This window comes from Flavisolibacter ginsengiterrae DSM 18136, assembly GCF_059568575.1.
In genome coordinates this window covers 57,046-76,372 of the sequence record NZ_JCANTR010000021.1, presented here as the reverse complement: position 1 = coordinate 76,372, position 19,327 = coordinate 57,046, and the positions used below count along the sequence as shown (strand labels likewise).

14 protein-coding genes and 1 tRNA gene are annotated in these 19,327 nt (G+C 42.9%); 8 read left to right on the top strand and 7 right to left on the bottom strand.

Annotation, left to right across the window (positions count from 1 at the left end):
- The 4 genes from BP74_RS18055 to BP74_RS18040 all read left to right on the top strand — a co-directional run.
- On the top strand, positions 1-278 hold a 278-nt coding region (locus tag BP74_RS18055; RefSeq protein ID WP_496375319.1), incomplete at its 5' end, for a transposase.
- A 422-nt stretch (positions 279-700) separates the two neighbouring features.
- Entirely contained in the window at positions 701-1,735 is a 1,035-nt protein-coding gene (locus BP74_RS18050; protein ID WP_496376262.1) for a sensor histidine kinase, read from the top strand.
- Between the two features lie 85 nt (positions 1,736-1,820).
- Complete coding sequence (locus BP74_RS18045; protein WP_496376260.1) at positions 1,821-2,555, top strand: LytR/AlgR family response regulator transcription factor; 735 nt, start codon at positions 1,821-1,823, stop codon at positions 2,553-2,555.
- A 62-nt stretch (positions 2,556-2,617) separates the two neighbouring features.
- A complete protein-coding gene (locus BP74_RS18040) occupies positions 2,618-3,907 on the top strand; it encodes a M20/M25/M40 family metallo-hydrolase (protein ID WP_496376258.1) in 1,290 nt (429 codons plus the stop codon).
- A 61-nt stretch (positions 3,908-3,968) separates the two neighbouring features.
- On the opposite strand, the gene BP74_RS18035 is transcribed toward BP74_RS18040, so the two are convergent.
- Positions 3,969-4,724, bottom strand: coding sequence for a phosphoglycerol geranylgeranyltransferase (locus BP74_RS18035; RefSeq protein ID WP_496376256.1), 756 nt, complete (start codon positions 4,722-4,724; stop codon positions 3,969-3,971).
- Between the two features lie 401 nt (positions 4,725-5,125).
- Here BP74_RS18035 and BP74_RS18030 point away from each other — a divergent pair, with 401 nt between their 5' ends.
- Positions 5,126-8,488 (top strand): vitamin B12-dependent ribonucleotide reductase, encoded by a 3,363-nt coding sequence (locus BP74_RS18030; protein WP_496376254.1) that lies wholly within the window; start codon positions 5,126-5,128, stop codon positions 8,486-8,488.
- Between the two features lie 117 nt (positions 8,489-8,605).
- Here BP74_RS18030 and BP74_RS18025 read toward each other — a convergent pair whose 3' ends face one another.
- The 4 genes from BP74_RS18025 to BP74_RS18010 all read right to left on the bottom strand — a co-directional run bounded on the left by BP74_RS18025 (position 8,606) and on the right by BP74_RS18010 (position 11,800).
- The gene (locus BP74_RS18025; RefSeq protein WP_175546020.1) at positions 8,606-8,782 is read right to left on the bottom strand and encodes a hypothetical protein; all 177 of its coding nucleotides are present in this window, start codon (positions 8,780-8,782) and stop codon (positions 8,606-8,608) included.
- Positions 8,783-8,848: 66 nt separating this feature from the next.
- The gene (clpX, locus tag BP74_RS18020; protein WP_496376252.1) at positions 8,849-10,096 is read right to left on the bottom strand and encodes an ATP-dependent Clp protease ATP-binding subunit ClpX; all 1,248 of its coding nucleotides are present in this window, start codon (positions 10,094-10,096) and stop codon (positions 8,849-8,851) included.
- Positions 10,097-10,400: 304 nt separating this feature from the next.
- Positions 10,401-11,075, bottom strand: a complete 675-nt coding sequence (locus BP74_RS18015) for a ClpP family protease (protein ID WP_496376250.1) — start codon at positions 11,073-11,075, stop codon at positions 10,401-10,403.
- 23 nt (positions 11,076-11,098) lie between these two features.
- A complete protein-coding gene (locus BP74_RS18010) occupies positions 11,099-11,800 on the bottom strand; it encodes a ClpP family protease (protein ID WP_072834197.1) in 702 nt (233 codons plus the stop codon).
- 188 nt (positions 11,801-11,988) lie between these two features.
- On the opposite strand from BP74_RS18010, the gene BP74_RS18005 reads away from it, so the two are divergent.
- Complete coding sequence (locus BP74_RS18005; RefSeq protein WP_496376248.1) at positions 11,989-12,174, top strand: hypothetical protein; 186 nt, start codon at positions 11,989-11,991, stop codon at positions 12,172-12,174.
- 66 nt (positions 12,175-12,240) lie between these two features.
- On the opposite strand, the gene tig is transcribed toward BP74_RS18005, so the two are convergent.
- Together tig and BP74_RS17995 are read right to left on the bottom strand one after the other, a co-directional pair.
- Positions 12,241-13,611, bottom strand: coding sequence for a trigger factor (gene tig, locus BP74_RS18000; RefSeq protein ID WP_496376246.1), 1,371 nt, complete (start codon positions 13,609-13,611; stop codon positions 12,241-12,243).
- Between the two features lie 102 nt (positions 13,612-13,713).
- Positions 13,714-13,798 (bottom strand) — tRNA-Leu (locus BP74_RS17995).
- Between the two features lie 212 nt (positions 13,799-14,010).
- Here BP74_RS17995 and BP74_RS17990 point away from each other — a divergent pair.
- Both BP74_RS17990 and BP74_RS17985 read left to right on the top strand, forming a co-directional pair.
- Positions 14,011-16,242 (top strand): RelA/SpoT family protein, encoded by a 2,232-nt coding sequence (locus BP74_RS17990; protein WP_496376244.1) that lies wholly within the window; start codon positions 14,011-14,013, stop codon positions 16,240-16,242.
- 107 nt (positions 16,243-16,349) lie between these two features.
- Positions 16,350-19,310 carry a SusC/RagA family TonB-linked outer membrane protein gene (locus BP74_RS17985; RefSeq protein ID WP_496376242.1) on the top strand — a complete coding sequence of 987 codons (2,961 nt, stop codon included), beginning with the start codon at positions 16,350-16,352 and terminating at the stop codon, positions 19,308-19,310.
- The last annotated feature ends 17 nt before the right edge of the window (positions 19,311-19,327 follow it).

Here is a 19,327-nt window from a genome sequence, read left to right as displayed (position 1 = left end):
GGGCTAACTGGCAAAGTCTAAGCACTTTTTATGAGTTTCCAGGGTGCATCAGAAAAATAATATACACCACCAATATTATTGAGAACATCAATAGGATCATAAGAAAGTACACAAAGACAAAATGCAGCCTGCCCAACGATCAGGCAGTAGAAAAGGTAGTGTACCTGGCACTGATGCAAATAGCCAAAAAATGGAGCCAGCCCCAGGATGACTGGGCCACCATGCTGGTAAACTTTATTGATATATTCGGTCAGGAAAGATGTGATGTTGAAGTATAAACCCTTTGCACAGTTATCTAAACTGGATAGAAAACCAGCTTACACAGATAAGTTAACACTCTCCTTATAGAGTCAGCTTATCGTCGGGATATCGTCGGCTTATCCTCGGCTTATCCTCGGGATATCTCCTCCTTTGCTTGGCCTTTGTATTTACCCTGGAGGGAAAGAAAGATTACCGGTATAGTTTATAGAACTTAATCTTTACCTGGTATCAAACACCTTTTGATCTTATTTCTTATTTCAAAACCAGTTTTATTATCACGCAATCAGTTTTTTGAGCCTGGGTTGGAGCCTAAGGTATAAACAAGGTTAAGGAGCCTTTACATGCCTTGATTTGTTACGTATTATTCCATTTGTAAAACTTATCTTCCACTGGTATATTTACGCAACATTGTTACAAAGACCCCTCATTACATTTGTATATGCAGTTTAAGCTGAACCGATATTGGACCTTCCAGATAGTGGGTTGGGGACTTTTTGGCATTATCAATATATTCTTTGCCTTCATTTTCGGGCAATTCAAAGCTACGATGCTATGCCGCCTTTTGTTTTTCCTGGAAATAGGGATTATCAGTTCTCACTGCATGCGCCAGATCATCCGCAAGAATTCACTTTTGTTGCGGCCAATCAACCAGCAGATCATTTTTTTGCTGATACTAACATTGTTATTCGCTTCTTTTTTCAGCCTGGTGCAAACACCTTTTGAGGCTTTTTATAATTTTTACCCTACAGGAAAGCCTGCACCTTTTCACGTTCATTTTTTTTATAATCTCTCTTCCTCCTTTGTATTACTATTCATCTGGAATAGCATATACTTTATGTATCATTATGTAGCCAAGAGCCGGAAACAGCAACTGGACACGCTGCAACTGGAAGCCCTGGTAAAATCGCTGGAACTAAAGACCATTAAAGCTCATATCAACCCCCATTTTATATTCAATGCATTGAATAGTATTCGGGCATTGATAGACGAAAATCCGGCAAGGGCGCGCAGGGCTATCACCGAGTTGAGTAATATTTTACGAAGCAGCCTGCAGGCAGAAAAAGGTGAGACCGTGTCGCTGGAAGAGGAATTGAAGATCGTAAAAGACTATCTGGCGCTGGAGCACATGCGCTTTGAAGACCGACTCCAAGTGGAATATGATATTGATGATGAAACATTGGGACAACAGGTGCCACCCATGATGTTGCAAACCCTGGTTGAAAATGCGATCAAGCATGGTATAAGCAGGCAATTGAAGGGGGGAGTGGTAAAGATCATCAGTGACTTTAAAGAGAACTTCCATGAGCTGGCGGTGCAGAATACGGGCCATTTGAACGGAGGTGCTTCTCATGGTGGCTTTGGATTATCCAGCACGCAGGACAGGCTGGAATTACTTTATGGGGATAAAGCAAGATTTCAAATTCAGCAACTGAATAAGGAAGTGGTAGAGGCTAAGGTGCTGATACCTGCCTAGCAAGTGATAAAAGTTTAAATTAGCAACACTTAATAATCAACCATCATTACGGGTGGTATGCCCGGATAAAACGTAAACAGATTTCATGAGAGCCATTTTAATTGACGATGAACGCCTGGCCCGTGCCGAGTTACGCAAGCTGCTGCAGGAGTTTCCTGAAATTGAGATCATTGATGAAGCCTCCAATGCCGAAGAAGGCTTGCACAAGATTGAAATGCAGAATCCTGACCTGATATTCCTGGATATACAAATGCCTGGAAAAACCGGTTTTGATCTTTTATCTGAACTGGATCATGCTCCCCATGTGATCTTTACTACGGCGTATGATGAATATGCACTTAAGGCTTTCGAGGTAAATGCACTGGATTATTTATTAAAACCCGTTGAGCCCCGGCGGCTTGCCGATGCCGTTGAAAAATTGAAGAGATCGGGTGCCAATTTTGTATCAGACAGCCCGCATCAAACTTCAGAAAACAACAGCATATTGAATGAGAATGACCAGGTATTTGTGAAAGATGGCGAACGCTGTTGGTTTGTAAAATTGGGAGAGGTGCGTTTGTTTGAAAGTGTAGGTAACTATGCCAAGGTATTTTTCGGTCCCAATAAACCATTGATATTAAAATCACTGAATGCACTGGAAGAAAGATTGGATGAAAAAGTGTTTTTCCGTGCCAACCGCAAACATATTGTGAACCTCCGAATGATTGATAAAATCGAGCCTTACTTTAATGGAGGATTATTGCTGGAATTAAAAGGCGGAGAGAAAATAGAAGTGAGCCGCCGGCAAACCGTGAAGTTTAAAGAAATGATGAGTCTCTGATCGTTTGCCCATAAAATTTATTGTTTCCCTATTCAAATCAATAACTGGTTAAATCCTGTTGTATGAAGAAACTGTTTTTGCTTTTTAGCATTGGTATAAGTTGTATTGCCTTTGCCCAGACCTCACATGGCGTTATAAAGGAGAAAGAAGTGGAGCGTGTTGAGTCTGCCCTTGCTTCGGATGAAATGCGTGGCCGTAAGGCGGGTTCGCCGGATATTGAGCGGGCAGCACAGTTCATAGCTGGGGAGTTTAAGAAAACAGGCTTACAACCTGTAAATGGAGATAGTTACCTGCAGGAATTTACCATGGTTCGCTCCCGGTTGAAATCTGTGAAGGGAGAAATTGATGGACAGGAATTGGATATTCGAAATCTCATTGTGATCACCCGGGAAGCTGAGTTGAAAGTTGATGAAAGCTCTGGCTATGCATTGCAATATGTGAAGCCAGGTGAAGACATACGGAAACGTGTAGCGGAAATAAGGGCATCAAAGAAGGATGCAATTGTATTTATAGATACAAGCTTTACTCAAACGTTTGGCCGGCTTGGGGGATTCAGGCGCCCCTATTTTAAAACCGATAAGAAAGAATCTCCCAATGTGATCTATGTATTGGGAATGTACCAGCCAAAGGAATTCAAGATCAAGGCAGAACAAAGTTTCGAAGAATCAAAATTTGCCAATGTGGTAGGTTTGTTACCAGGAAAAAGCCGCAAAAATGAATACGTGATCTTTTCAGGCCACTACGATCATTTGGGTATAGGCAAGCCACAGGCCGGTGATAGCATTTACAATGGTGCCAATGATGATGCAGCTGGCACCACTGCCGTGATACTGTTGGCGGAACATTTTAAGAAGTTGAATAACAATAAGCGCACATTGGTGTTTGCAGCCTTTACAGCAGAAGAAATTGGAGGCTTTGGTTCCCAGTATTTTTCAAAACAATATGATCCAGCACAGGTGGTGGCCATGTTCAATATTGAGATGATAGGAACAGAAAGCAAATGGGGAAAAAATTCAGCCTATATCACGGGTTATGAAAAGACGAACATGGGTGAGATACTGCAAAAGAATTTAAAAGGAACTTCTTTTAGCTTTCACCCCGATCCTTATACAGAGGAGAATTTATTTTACCGCTCTGATAATGCCACACTGGCAAGGCTTGGGGTACCAGCTCATACTATCTCTACCAGCAAAATGGATAATGAACCGAACTACCACCAGTTGAGCGATGAGGTAAAAACCCTGGATATGAAAAATATGGCTGCGATCATCGAAGCCATTGCTAAGAGCAGCCGTTCTATTGTCAGTGGAGTAGATACACCCACAAGGGTGAATACAGAAGAATTGAAATAATAGAAAAATAATTTCTAACCGGTAAAGAGGCAATCCTGCCTCTTTTTTTATGTGCCTTTTATCAGGAAACTTTAACGGGAATGGAATGAATAGCATTGGCCATTTCCATGATCAATGAAGGATCTTTTTCGATGGCGTTGCCAACAACAATAACATCTGCACCTGCTTTGCAATTGAGGTAGGCTTTTTCTGCATCACGAATACCTCCGCCAACAATAAGCGGCACATCGATATGTGATGCCACGGTACTAATCATGGCCTCGGTGATGGCTTTTTTAGCCCCACTGCCTGCATCCATGTAGATCAACTTCATTCCGAGCATTTCTCCTGCCATGGCAGTGCACATGGCTATATCCGGTTTATCTGCCGGCATAGGGCTGGCATTGCTGATATATGAAACGGTAGTAGCTGCTCCTCCATCAATGACCATATAGCCAGTTGGAATGATCTCCAGCCCACTGCTTTTAACAAAGGGAGCAGATATCACGTGTTGGCCAATGAGGTAATCGGCATTTCGACCAGAGATAAGTGACAGGTAAAGCAAGGCATCAGCATGTTTACTGATCTGTGAAGGGCTGCCGGGAAATAATAGAACAGGTATGGAACAGGCTTCCTTGATCTGGCAGATGCAGGCATCCAGGTGATCCGAGATGACCAGGCTTCCGCCTGCAAATATGTAATCAACTTTTGCTTCTTTAGCCAACTGCACTGTTTCCAAAAGAGAAGAAGTGGTGACCTTGTCAGGATCGATCAAAACCGCGAAAGATTTATATCCAGTCTTTTTTTTATCCAGTAACGATTGGTAAACAGGCATCATTATTCGTAAGGCTATGTTGTGCAAAAATGCAAAACTTTTCCCATTGAGGCTAATCAACTGTAATTATTGATAGCAAGAGCAATCAAGGCGGTAGTTTATCGTTATCATACAACAGGAAAATAGGAGTGGATGGAATTCCCTGATGGAGTATCTATTTACAAGTATCTATCCGTTGTACAGGTAGTGTTTTTTCTTCTCCCGGCCAAAAAAAATCGGTCAAAAAAGATTTTTTTATATCGTAAAATCACGCATTGCCCGACAGGCTTGAGGTAGCATTTTTCTCACGTGGTTTATCCACAGTTGTGCATATCTCTGGCTTCATTTTTCCGACTTGTAAAGATATTTTCGTCGTCCACCACAATTTTAAATCAACCACCAAAACCTATTAAAAAAAAGCAGCTATGGCAAGTGAAAACAGAGCAACTAAAAAAGGACTTACGTTCACCCGTAAGTATACCCGGGAAGATATTAACGTATTCGACCAGTTTGAGTATGATTACCGTACGTCGGTGATCCGCAATCCGAGCGGAGAGATTGTTTTCGAGATGACCAATGTAGAGGTACCGAAACAATGGAGCCAGATTGCTACTGACATCCTTGCCCAGAAATATTTCAGAAAAGCCGGTGTGCCCCAGCCTGATGGATCGTTGGGTAGGGAAACTTCGGTGAAGCAGGTGGCTCATCGTATGGCCAACTGCTGGAGAGTGTGGGGTGAGCGTTATGGCTATTTTGCATCTTTTGATGATGCGCAGATATTTTACGAAGAATTGGTGTATAGCATACTGAACCAGATGTGTGTGCCCAATTCACCACAATGGTTCAATACAGGTTTGTATGAAAGCTATGGCATCAAGGGTAAACCCCAGGGCCATTATTATGTTGATGCAGTTGATGGACAATTGAAGAAATCAACTTCCGCATACGAACGTCCCCAGCCACATGCCTGTTTTATTCTCAGCGTGGATGATGACCTGGTAGGTGATGGTGGTATCATGGACCTGTGGGTGCGGGAAGCCAGGATCTTTAAATATGGTTCTGGTGTTGGAACCAATTTTTCCAACCTTCGTGGTGAGGGTGAGAAGCTGAGTGGTGGTGGAACCTCCAGTGGGCTGATGTCTTTTTTGAAGATTGGTGACCGTGCTGCTGGTGCTATTAAAAGCGGGGGAACTACCAGGAGGGCTGCCAAGATGGTATGCCTGGACCTTGATCACCCGGAGATCGTTCAGTTCATTAACTGGAAGATGGAAGAGGAAAAGAAGGTGAGTGCATTGATTGATGCAGGATATGCCAGTGATTACGAAGGTGAGGCTTACAGAACAGTGAGTGGCCAGAATTCCAATAACTCTGTACGCATTCCTAATGCTTTCTTTGAAAAATTAGAAAAAGGTGAAGACTGGGAATTAACAGCCCGCACGGATGGCCGCGTGATGAAGAAAGTGCCATCTGGTGAATTATGGAACCAGATAGCATATGCTGCCTGGCGTTGTGCTGACCCGGGAACACAATATAATACTACCATCAATGAATGGCATACCTGCCCGGAAGGTGGAGAGATCAGGGCCTCCAACCCTTGTTCAGAATATATGTTCCTGGACAACACGGCTTGCAACCTTGCAAGTGCCAACCTGATGAAATTCTATGATTTCGAAAAAGGGACTCTGGATGTGGAAGGCTTTGAATATGTATGCCGTCTCTGGACAACAGTACTGGAAGTATCTGTGCTGATGGCGCAGTTCCCTTCCAAAGAAGTGGCACAATTAAGTTATGAATACAGGACCCTTGGATTGGGATATGCCAACCTTGGCACTTTATTAATGGTTAGTGGTATTCCCTATGATAGTGAAAAGGCAAGAGCTATTTCGGGTTCCATCACTGCAATCATGACCGGTATTGCCTATAAGACTTCAGCGGAAATGGCAGGCGTATTGGGAGCTTTCCCACGTTATGAAGAAAATAAGGAACACATGCTACGGGTGATGCGCAATCACAGGCTTGCCGCCTATGATGCAGATGTATATGAAGGGTTGAGCGTGAAGCCACAGGGACTAAAAGCGCAGTATTGCCCTGACTATTTATTGAAAGCAGCCTGTAAGGCATGGGATGATGCAGTAGAATTGGGCGAGCAATACGGTTACCGCAATGCACAGTCAACTGTAATTGCCCCAACAGGTACTATCGGTTTGGTAATGGATTGCGATACCACGGGTGTTGAACCGGATTTTGCATTGGTGAAGTTTAAAAAGCTTTCAGGAGGTGGTTATTTCAAGATCATCAATCAATCAGTTCCTGTTGCTTTAAAGAACCTGGGTTACAGTGAGAAAGAAGTTGATGGCATCATTAAATATGCGGTGGGCTCCGGAACATTTGCCGGTGCGCCTTATATCAATCATCAAAGCCTGAGTGAAAAAGGGTTTATAGCTGAAGAAATTGCGAAGCTTGATAAGGCGGTTGCCTCAGCATTTGAGATCGGGTTTGTTTTCAATGTTTACGCATTGGGTGAAGAGTGCCTGCAACGTTTAGGTTTCAAGCCGGAGCAATATTTCAATTTTGAATGGAGCCTGCTGGAAGCATTAGGATATACCGATGAACAAATGGAGGCCGCTAATGACTATGTGTGCGGTACCATGACAGTAGAAGGTGCACCATTGCTAAAAGAAGAACACCTGGCGGTATTTGATTGCGCCAACAAATGTGGAAAGAAAGGAGAACGCTATATTCATGCGCATGGCCATATCCGTATGATGGCAGCCGCACAGCCATTTATCTCCGGGGCAATTTCCAAAACTATCAATCTGCCGCATGAAGCGAAGGTGGAAGAAATTGCAGACTCTTATTTATTAAGCTGGCAGCTCGGATTAAAAGCATGTGCATTATACCGCGATGGTTCCAAAATGTCTCAGCCACTAAGCAACAAGAGTGATAAGAAAAAGAAAGTTGAAGATACTGCCATAGCAGAAGAGGAAAAAGCGGAGGCTGTGAATAGCAGCTTTGTGGATATGGGTAAATTGACCATTGATGAATTGCTGGAAGAAGTACACAAGCGGGTTCAGGCATCACCTGACACGCAACTGAAACGCAAACTGGCAAGCATTGTTGAACGTCGTGCCTTGCCTGCCAAGCGAAGGGGCTTCACCCAAAAGGCCAAGATCAACGGGCAAACCATTTTCCTCCGTACTGGTGAGTATGCCGATGGAGCCTTAGGAGAGATCTTTATAGATATGGCCAAGGAAGGTGCTACCATGCGTAGTATGCTCAACTGCTTTGCTATCTCTATTTCCATAGGCCTTCAGTATGGTGTGCCACTAGAAGAATTCGTAGAGAAGTTTGTCTTCACAAGGTTTGACCCCGCAGGATTTGTGGAGCATCCAAATATCAAATCAACTACCTCTATTGTTGATTTCATCTTCCGTGCATTGGGTTATGAGTACCTTGACCGGACAGACCTGGTGCATGTTTTGGATAAGCCGGAAGTAATGAATACAGGAACTGATGATTGGGATGAACCTGCCTCCACTGATGTAACAGCAGGCAAGCCTGCTAAGCAACCAGAGTTATCCAGCCTGAGAGTAGTTGCTTCTACACCGCAGAGTGTTAAAGCACAAAAACAGGCAGTGAAAGCGGAGAATGGTCTTGGCGCGGTGAACGCAGCGGCGAAAAGCATGCAAAGCGATGCACCCGCATGTAATACCTGTGGTCACATCACTGTACGAAGCGGCACCTGTTATAAATGTTTGAATTGCGGCAACAGCATGGGTTGCAGTTAATGATACTTTGGACGGAAAACCAAACCTATGTACCCGAACATGAAATCCCGCCGAGAGGCGGGATTTTTATTGGTAATATTATCTGCATGAAAAAAGGCTTCCGAAGAAGCCTTACTATTATTTAAAAACGTTGTTGACAGCTCCCGAAAGCATCGGGTACTTTTCAATAACAAAATCTTTTATTGTTTCAATTACTTTTTGCGCTTGTTCATCACTGAGGCCGACTTCTGATTTTAATTTATCTACCAGTTCGGTCACTTGTCCTTGTGCATTGTCCTTGTTTAATCCAAACATGATCTCTTATTAAAGGGTTTTTACTTTTTTGATTTAATTGTTATAGAAGCTGATGAAATAGTGTGGTTATGCCACTTTCAACAAGCTCAATTTGCTCTTGTCAAACTTACGCATGGCATATTCCATATCCAGGTTGAAAAACTTTTCCTTAGAAGATGGTAATTCAAACATGGCATCGGTCAGAATACCTTCGCAAATGCTGCGTAAGCCCCTGGCACCTAATTTATACTCTACTGCTTTTTCTACCATGAAGTTCAATACATCATTCTCAATGGTCAGCTTGATGCCTTCCAATTCAAATAAGCGAATGTATTGCTTGATCAAAGCATTCTTTGGTTCTGTAAGAATAGCTCTTAATGTTTCTGCGTCCAACGGATCCAAATGTGTGACTACAGGAAGACGTCCCAGTAATTCAGGGATCAATCCAAAAGCTTTAAGGTCCTGGGCATTTACATAGCGAAGGAGATTCTTTTTCATATTCTCCTGGAGCACTTTGTCCACATTAAAACCAATGGTGTTGGTTTGTACACGGCGGGCAATGATCTTGTCTATGCCATCGAAAGCACCGCCACAAATGAACAATATATTTTGTGTGTTGATCTTTATAAGCTTTTGCTCAGGATGTTTTCTGCCACCTTGAGGGGGAACCAGAACATCGGTACCTTCAAGAAGCTTCAGCATTCCCTGTTGAACACCTTCACCACTTACGTCGCGGGTAATGGAAGGATTGTCGCTTTTTCTTGCGATCTTATCAATTTCATCAATGTAAACGATGCCTCTCTCTGCTGCAGCTACATCATAATTGCAAACCTGCAACAAACGGGTTAAGATACTTTCCACATCTTCACCCACATAACCTGCCTCTGTAAAAACAGTGGCATCAACAATAGTGAATGGAACGTTCAGCAATTTAGCAATGGTTTTGGCTAACAGGGTCTTACCTGTTCCTGTTTCACCCACCATAACGATATTGCTTTTTTCTATTTCAATTTCGTCTTTGATGGTATCTGAAGATTTGTACTGAAGGCGCTTATAGTGATTGTAAACGGCAACCGCCAATACTTTTTTTGCCTCATCCTGGCCGATCACGTATTCATCCAAAAATTTCTTGACTTCGATCGGTTTTTTAACGGTGAGCTTAAAGGCAGAACCACCCGCAGATTTGTCATCACGGACCATTAATTCCTGGTCTATGATCTCCCGGGCGTGTTCTACGCAGTTTTCGCAAATGTGTCCTTCCTGGCCAGCAATCAAAATCTTTACTTCATCACGGCTCCGGCCACAAAACGAACAATGTAATATATTCTTTGCCATTTAGTTATTTCTCGTATTAATAGAACGCTTTAAGTTGAATAAAGCTGCATTGAACCTACAAAAATAGAAAAAACCTGCAGGAGGGAGGCCTTCTTTCCTAAATTATAAGAAACAATTAGGGGAAGCCGGCGAACGGGAGGTTGAATTTGCCCTCCTTTTAGGTGAAATGCAATGTTGGTCAAGTAGGTTATGAATGCAATATGATTTTAATAATCTTCCACCGGACATCCTTTTTAGAAGGTTTTCAATAAGAGAACCCTGCCATAGGGGCAGGGTCCATTGGAAATATTGTCAAATATGTTGATCAATACATTTTATCCAGGATCTTGTCAACTATTCCATATTCGATAGATTTTTCTGCGTCCATCCAATAATCTCTTTCAAAATCTTTACGGATACGCTCAATGGTTTGTCCGGTGTTTTCGGCCAGGATCCTGGCTCCCATTTCTTTTGTACGAAGTATCTGCTCGGCATGTATCTCCATATCGGCACTCACACCTTGTATGTGCCCACCCAGGGATGGCTGGTGGATCATCACTTCCCCGTGAGGGTAAATGAAGCGTTTGCCTTTTTCGCCGGCACTAAGTAAGATGCTTCCCATTGAAGCTGCCAGGCCCATGCAAATGGTGCTAACTGGCGATTTTATCAGCTTCATGGTATCATAGATCACCATACCGCTGGTAACAGAACCCCCGGGACTGCTGATAAAGAATTTGATCTCTTTACCGGGAGCATCTGCTTCCAGGAGCAATAATTTGGTTACCACATCTTTGGCAGACTTATCATCTACAACACCCCATAAATGAATGGCGCGGGTTTCAAAGAAATATTTTTCCAGGCGTTTGTAGAGCATCCTGGTATCTACCTCCGCTCTTTCTTCCTTTTCTTCTTCATCTGGTTCGCCCGGTGTTCCAGGCGTATTGGGATCGGGTTGGGGCTGCATCCTGTTCCAATAATTATATTGATTCTTAAAACTCATCTTTTATTCTTTTTATCAGTTAATTATTTAGTTTCTGATTTCTTTTCCTTTCTTGGGTTTACCAGCAGTACTTCGTCTACCAGTCCATACTCTTTGGCTTCCGGCGCTGTCATCCAGTAATCGCGGTCGAAATCTGTTTCTACCCGTTCCATGCTTTGGCTGGAATGGTTGCAAACGATCTCATACAATTCCCTTTTTAGTTTGCGTATTTCTTTTACTGTCACCTCGATATCAGTGGCCTGGCCACCAATGGCACCGCTTGGCTGGTGCATCATGATGCGGGCATGCTTAAGGGCTGCTCTCTTGCCATGTGTGCCCGCAGCCAGTAATACGCTACCCATTGAAGCTGCCATACCAATACAAATGGTTGCTACATCAGGAGAAACATATTGCATGGTGTCGTAAACGCCAAGACCTGCGTAAACGCTACCCCCGGGTGAATTGATGTACATATTGATATCCCTTGTCCTGTCGGAAGAATCCAGGAATAAAAGCTGGGCGGTGATGATATTGGCCACTTCGTCGTTGATAGGGTAGCCGAGGAAAATGATGCGGTCCATCATTAACCGGCTGTAAACATCCATAACAGCAACGTTCATGGGCCTTTCTTCAATGATATTTGGAGTAAGAGCTGTTACCAAATATTTGCCGTAGCTGTCCAATGTATTGCTCGACATTCCTCTGTGCTTTACGGCATATTTCTCAAATTCTGAATTGAAACTCATATCGTCTTTGATTAGATTTTAGGCAATTTAATGGATTGTGTGGTATCAAATACCGTGCTTGGCCAAAAACACGACATTTTGCCACCCGCCAATTTGAATGGCAAATGAATGCAGATGCTGACATCTGTTATGAAAGCATTACAACCTGGTGTTATGAAACGATGAATGAATTATCTTGAACTTTCTTTATGCCACTATTGACCTACCTGTTAATCATTATTCCTATCGTACTGGCCTTTATCGTATTATGGTATCTTGATGAAAGGTTGTTTGAAAGAATTCAGAAAGAGTTTTTTGTAGGTCTCCTGGAGATCCTGATCGCGTTTGTGATCTTGTTTTGCGGCCTGGTAGTGGCAGCATTGATATTAACCTGAGGGGCAAAAAAAAAATGGAGAACTGATCAGTCAATTCTCCATTATTATATGAACATTACGTAGAGACTAATGATGGTGGTGCTGGTGCTCTTCATTCAAATGAATGAATTCTTCCTTGCTTACAGGTGTTTCCACCGCATTGATCTTTGTTTCGGCCCAGTCAAATATTTTTTGTGTTTGCAAGCGGTTGTAGCTGTCTTCAACATACTTCCTGTCTTTCATCATCCTGTCGATATAATCTCTTACCCACTGCTGCTCTTCATCTAATGTTTGGGTACCCATGTAGCCAAGCAATTGATCTTTTGCAAACTGGCGCAGGTCATCCTGGCTTACCTGGATGCCATTTTCCTGTACCATTTTATCAGTGATCAGGGTCCATTTCAACTGATTGAGGAATGCAGGGAATTCTTTTTCTACTTCCTCGTCTGTTTTTTCTTCACCTTTCTCTCCCTGAGATTTAATCCAGCGTTTCAGAAAATCAGCGGGAAAATCAATGTTTGTATGTTCCAGCAGTACATGATACAAAGAATGATGCAATTGGTTACGGCTTTCAGCATCCCATTGTTTTTGCAATTCCTGCCTGATGCGCTCACGGAATTCTTCTTCTGTTTTCACCTCTTCGTTAGGGAACAACTGTGTAAAGAATTCTTCATTCAGTTCTCTGGGTTCAACATGGCCTACCTTGGTGATCAATAATTTAAAATGCTTGTCTGTAGCGCTGTCCAGAACCAGGTCATTTAATATCCATTCTCTTTCTTTGGTATCAAACGCCTCATTCAATGTAAGCTGGATAGTATCGTCTTTCTTTTTCCCTATCAATCCAGGGCGGTACGCCTCTGTAAAATATTTAACCAGTAAAGAATTGTCTTTCCTGATGCCGCCTTCAATTTCATTGCCGGAAGCATCCGTTTCAATAAAAGTTACATTCAGAACATTTTCATCTCCACTGACGGATTCAGGTTCCGTCATATTGCCATAGCGGGTACGCAGGCGTTCGATCTCTTCATTCAGCATTTCTTCCGTTACGTTTACTTTATAACGTTTTACCTGCTCTTTGGCAAGATCAGGAAGCTGGAAACCAGGCTTCATGCCTACTTCGAAAGTGAATGTATAATTGTTAGGATTGTTAACATCCAATTGTGTCAGGTTCATATCTACCGGCAGCGGCTGGGCAAATATGTCAAGCTTTTCTTCCTCGATGAATTTAAAAACTTCCTTATCGACAGTCTTCAAAACTTCGTCAGTGAATAAAGAAGAGCCATACATCTTTTTGATGAGGCCTGCAGGCACCATTCCTTTTCTAAACCCTGGGATGTTTGCCTTTTTGCTGTATTCTTTTAAAGACTTCTCGAATTGAGGGAGGTAGTCTTCTTTATTGATGGTGACACTAAACTGTTTGTGTAAGGGGGCAACTTCTTGCTGTGTTACTGTAGCCATGATTCAATTTTAATATCAAATGTGCAATGCTCAATGTTCAACGGACAATGTTCAAGCGAACATTGAGTAATGATTGTTGAACATTGAGCATTGGTTGTTCTTTGGTGCGGGTGGAGGGACTCGAACCCCCATGCCTCGCGGCGTCAGATCCTAAGTCTGATACGTCTACCAATTTCGCCACACCCGCCTCGGTTGTTTAAGTAGGGATCCGGGACCTTTCTTCTTAAACAGGGGTGCAAAAGTAAGGGTTTCGATTTATTCAAACCTAATTAAACAAAGTAAACCTGCAGATGTGCGCTAAAGAAATCGTTAAAAACCATTTAGTGAGAGATGGCCTCCCGGTGCTTCGGCCTTCGGGGAAATGCCAAGTGCAGCTATTATGCAGTAAATTCGTGATTCATGGAAACTGTAGCGCAGATACCGAAGTATAACCTGAATGACGAGCAGGAAAAAAAGCTGATCCTGAGAGAATACCGTGCCCTGCTACGATCTTTAAAATCCAGGATCAAGCCTGGAGACCGTAAGCTTATCCGCCATGCCTTTGAAATGGCAGCGGAGGCACACAAGACCATGCGTCGCAAAAGCGGTGAACCTTATATCCTTCATCCATTGGCTGTTGCCAGGATCGTAGTGGAAGAGGTAGGCCTGGGTGTGCGTTCAACCATTTGTTCCCTGTTGCATGATACTGTTGAGGATACGGATATTAGCCTGGAAGATGTTCAGAAGGAATTCGGTGGCGAGATCGCCAAGATCGTAGATGGATTGACAAAAATCTCTAATGTCATAGATGTAAATGCATCCCAACAGGCGGAGAACTTCAGGAAGATATTATTAACCCTGACTGATGACCCCAGGGTGATACTGATCAAATTGGCTGACAGGCTGCATAACATGCGCACCATGGACAGCATGAAGCCTGAGAAACAACTGAAGATATCTTCTGAGACGGTATATGTATATGCTCCCCTGGCTCACAGGATGGGATTGTATAATATCAAAACAGAAATGGAAGACCTGGCCATGAAATACCTGGAGCCAGGCACCTATAAAGAAATTGCCCGCAAACTGTCAGAGACCCGCAGGGAGCGTACAAGGTATATCAATGAATTTATTAAGCCATTACAGGACAAACTGGCCAGGGCTGGAGTGGATTTTGAAATTTACGGAAGGCCAAAAAGTATACATTCCATCTGGAACAAAATGAAGAAAAAGGGTGTGTCCTTTGAAGAAGTGTATGATCTTTTTGCCATACGCATTATCGTTAATTCACCGCCTGAAAAGGAAAAGGAAGATTGCTGGAAGGTGTATTCGATGATCACCGATGAATATACTCCCTCACCGGAACGTTTAAGAGACTGGCTGAGCAATCCAAAAAGCAATGGTTATGAGGCCCTGCATACCACCGTTATGGGTCCACAGGGAAAATGGGTGGAAGTGCAGATACGAACCAAGCGGATGAATGAAATAGCGGAAAAGGGCCTGGCAGCGCATTGGAAATATAAAGAAGGCGCAAATGAAGAAAACCGCTTTGACCAGTGGCTGAGCCAGATACGTGAAGTGATTGCCAACCAGGAAGTGGATTCAGTTGACTTCCTGCATGATTTTAAGAGGAGCTTCCTGGCGGAAGAAATTTATATATACACACCAAAAGGTGATGTAAAGATGTTGCCCGTAGGAGCAACTGCGCTGGATTTCGCATTTGCGGTGCATAGTGAAGTGGGCATTAAGTGTATCGGTGCCAAGGTGAACCATAAGCTGGTACCTATCAGTCATAAATTGAGGAGTGGTGACCAGGTGGAGATCATTACATCCAACAAGCAAAAGCCATCTGAGGACTGGCTTAACTTTGTAGTTACCGCCAAGGCACGTACTAAAATAAAGGACTCTCTGAAAGAAGAGAAAAAAGCCGTGGCTGATGAAGGGAAGTACACCGTTCAACGAAAGCTGGAAGGATTGGGTGTAGCCATGAACTCGCACAATATCGATGAACTGGTAAGCTTTTATAAACTAACCGCACCCCTTGACCTGTATTACCAGGTGGCCGTTAAATCCATAGATCTAAAAGAGCTGAAGGAATTTAAGGTAATAGGTGATCGCCTTGAAGCTCCCAAACCTGTAAGAATACTGGAACCCAAACCGGAATACCATCCCCATACTACTAAAAAAGAATCGGAGCTGATCATTTTTGGTGAAAGTGGTGACCGTATCATGTATAACCTGGCTAATTGCTGCAAGCCTATTCCGGGTGATGATGTATTTGGATTTGTTACTACAGGAAAAGGATTGACCATTCATCGCACCAATTGTCCCAATGCTGCCAAACTGATGTCAAATTATGGGCACAGGATAGTAAAAACCAAATGGGCGAAAAATAAGGAAATATCATTCCTTACAGGTTTGAAAATAATTGGACTTGATGACGTAGGTGTTGTCAATAAGATCACCAATTTGATTTCCGGTGAGCTACGACTTAACATCAATGCACTGACAATTGAAGCTAAAGAAGGATTGTTTGAAGGCAATATCAGGATATATGTGCACGATAAGGAAGAGCTGGATGAACTGGCGCAGCGGTTGTTGAAATTGCCAGGTATTCAGAAAGTTGACCGGTACGAGATGGAAAACATATAGATGAGTTACGCAGCATTTAATTTATAAATCTTGCCATACAAAAGATAGCCGGGTATTTGGCCTGGTTGGCGGCTGTTATTACTGTCGTTTCAATCAAAACTTTTGTTATGAGCAAGAAAATCAACCTTCTCTTTTTGCTCTGTAATGTTCTATTGCCTTTTTTTTGTTTAGCACAGTTCACTATTTCTGGAACAGTTACAGATGCAACCAATAATCCCTTACCAGGGGTTAGTGTCATACACCTTAATTCTTTCGTTGCTACGAGCACCGATGCTAATGGAAAGTTTAGCCTGGTGATATCTAAAAAAACAGGCACACTGGAGTTTACCTATGTGGGTCTAGCACGGCAAACAGTTCCTGTTGAAGAAGTGGGAGAGAATTTTGTGATAAGGATGAAAGAAGATGTTGGCAAACTGGATGAAATCGTGGTTACGGGCTTGGCCAGTTCTGTTCGAAGGAGTAACCTCGGTAATGCTGTTTCAACCATTACCTCTAAGCAACTGGTAGGTACAACCGTACAACCTACAATGGATGCAGCTCTGTATGGCAAGTTCACCGGTTCTAATATTTCTGCTAATTCTGGTGCACCAGGAGGTGGGATTTCCATCAAGTTAAGAGGTATCACTTCATTGGTTGCCAATTCTCAACCCCTGTTTATTGTTGATGGAGTGTATTATGATAATTCAAGTATCAACCCCGGTTTGAATTCCATCTCCAAAGCAGCCGGCCAGGGAAATACAAATTTCCAGGACAATCCCTCTAACCGGATTGCGGACCTGGATCCTGAAGACATCGACCGTATTGAAATTTTAAAAGGCGCATCTGCTGCTGCCATTTATGGTTCCCGTGCTGCTGCAGGTGTGGTGTTGATCACCACCAAAAGAGGTAGATCAGGCAAGCCACGCATAGAGCTTTCCCATTCTATAGGGGTGCAGATGCAGCTTAAAAAACTGGGACAACGACAGTGGACGGAGGATAAAGTGCTCGCATCATATGGCGCAAGTGCCGTTCCATTATTCCGGGGAGCAAACGGTCAAATATATGATTATGAAAAGGAATTGTTTGGAAACAAAGGGTTAATGAATAATACCAGGGTAAGTGTCAGCGGCGGAAATGAAAGCACTACTTATTATGCTGGTTTTACACGAAAGGATGATGAAGGCATTGTGAAGCGTACAGGATATAAAAAAACCTCCGTAAGATTGAATCTCGATCAGAAAGTTACCAGTTTCATAGATGCCAATTTCAGTGCAAATTATGTTACTTCCAATGCGGACAGGGGATTCTTTAACAATGATAATACCAGCACCACTTTAGGTGTTTCATTTGTGTCAACACCCTCATGGGTGAATCTTTACCCGGATGCAAAAGGCAACTATCCCAATAATCCTTTTGCTCCTTCCAATTTTATTCAAACACGTGACCTGATGACTAACAGGGAACACGTGGACCGTATTCTTTTAGGGGGTACTGCCACCTGGAAGATATTTAATTTCTCAAAGCACAGCCTACGGTTCATTGCACGTGCAGGATTGGATAATTATACTTTAAATACCATTGCACTCTTTCCAAGAGAACTACAATTTGAAAAGGATGGAAATGGTACCAACGGTGCTTCCATCTACGGTACAACGCTTGATAAGAGCACCAATTTCGCAGGCATATTAGTGCATAATTTTAAATTATCCGGGGATTTTGATTTCATCACGCAGGCTGGTTTGACTGCAGAAAATCTTGACCAGGATAATGTGGTCAATACAGCAACTCAGCTAATAGGAACTCAGACCAATTTAAACCAGGCAAGTGCTATAGAAGTGCAGCAAGCAAAAACGATCCAGAAAGACAGGGGCTTTTTTGTACAGGAGGAAATGAACTACAAGGACCTGGTTTTATTAACCCTGGGCATGAGGGGTGATAAGTCATCCCGTAATGGAGATGCTAATAAATTGTACTATTATCCTAAAGGCGCGCTGGCCATCAACCTACATAAACTTTCTTCCTGGAATGCGTCTACAATAAGTCAATTAAAACTGAGAGCAGCATATGGAGAGTCCGGGAACTTTGCACCATTTGGAGCCATTTATTCTCCGCTGGTTTCAGCGGTATTTGGAGGATCTACAGGTTCTTTGATCACAACAACACGGGGTAATGAAGCCCTGGTGCCTGAACGACAAAAGGAATTGGAGGGTGGATTTGATATAGGTGCATTGAACAACCGGGTTTCACTGGAAGCAACCTATTACAGGAAAACGGTGCAGGACCTTATATTTAATGTGGCGGTAGCCACCTCCTCAGGTTTTTCCTTCGCCTGGAAAAATGTTGCGGCTATTCGCAACCAGGGTGTTGAATTGGCTTTAAATGCTACACCAGTTTTAACTAAAGACCTTCAATGGAATTTTACGGCTGCTTTCTGGAAGAATAAAGCCAAAGTGACACGTTTGGATGTGCCTGCATTTAATACCGGCGCTTTCGGTGCAACATTGGGAACGTATAGGATTGAAAAGGATAAAAGTCCAACACAGATAGTAGGCATCGGGGGACCTTCTGATAAAGTAGATCCTCAATCAGGTGTTGCTGTTTATGGCGATGGCGAACCCGATTTTAATTTATCCTCTTACCAGGATCTTGTTTATAAAAATTTTGAATTAAGCGTATTGATGCATTGGAAAAAAGGTGGGGATAATATAAACCTAAGCACACTGTTGTCTGATATTTTTGGAACCTCACCCGATTATGATGACATGACATTAGACCCTGCAAAACAATTGACAAATGGGAAATTTCGTTTAGCTGCACTTGGCACCACGGCAAGACCATGGGTAGAAGATGCCAGTTATTTCCGGGTGCGTGAATTAGGCCTTACTTATAAGATCCCTAAACATCTTTTTAAGAATGTTGCTGATGTAAAAGTGGGTGTTTCAGCAAGGAACCTGATCAATATATTTAATTACAGCAGTTATGATCCCGAGGTTTCCAATTTTGGCTCCAATGCCATATCAAGCAATGTGGAAGTGACGCCCTATCCATCATCAAAAAGCTACCACTTCACGCTAACCGTAAATTTTTAAACCTTAAACTAACTCAA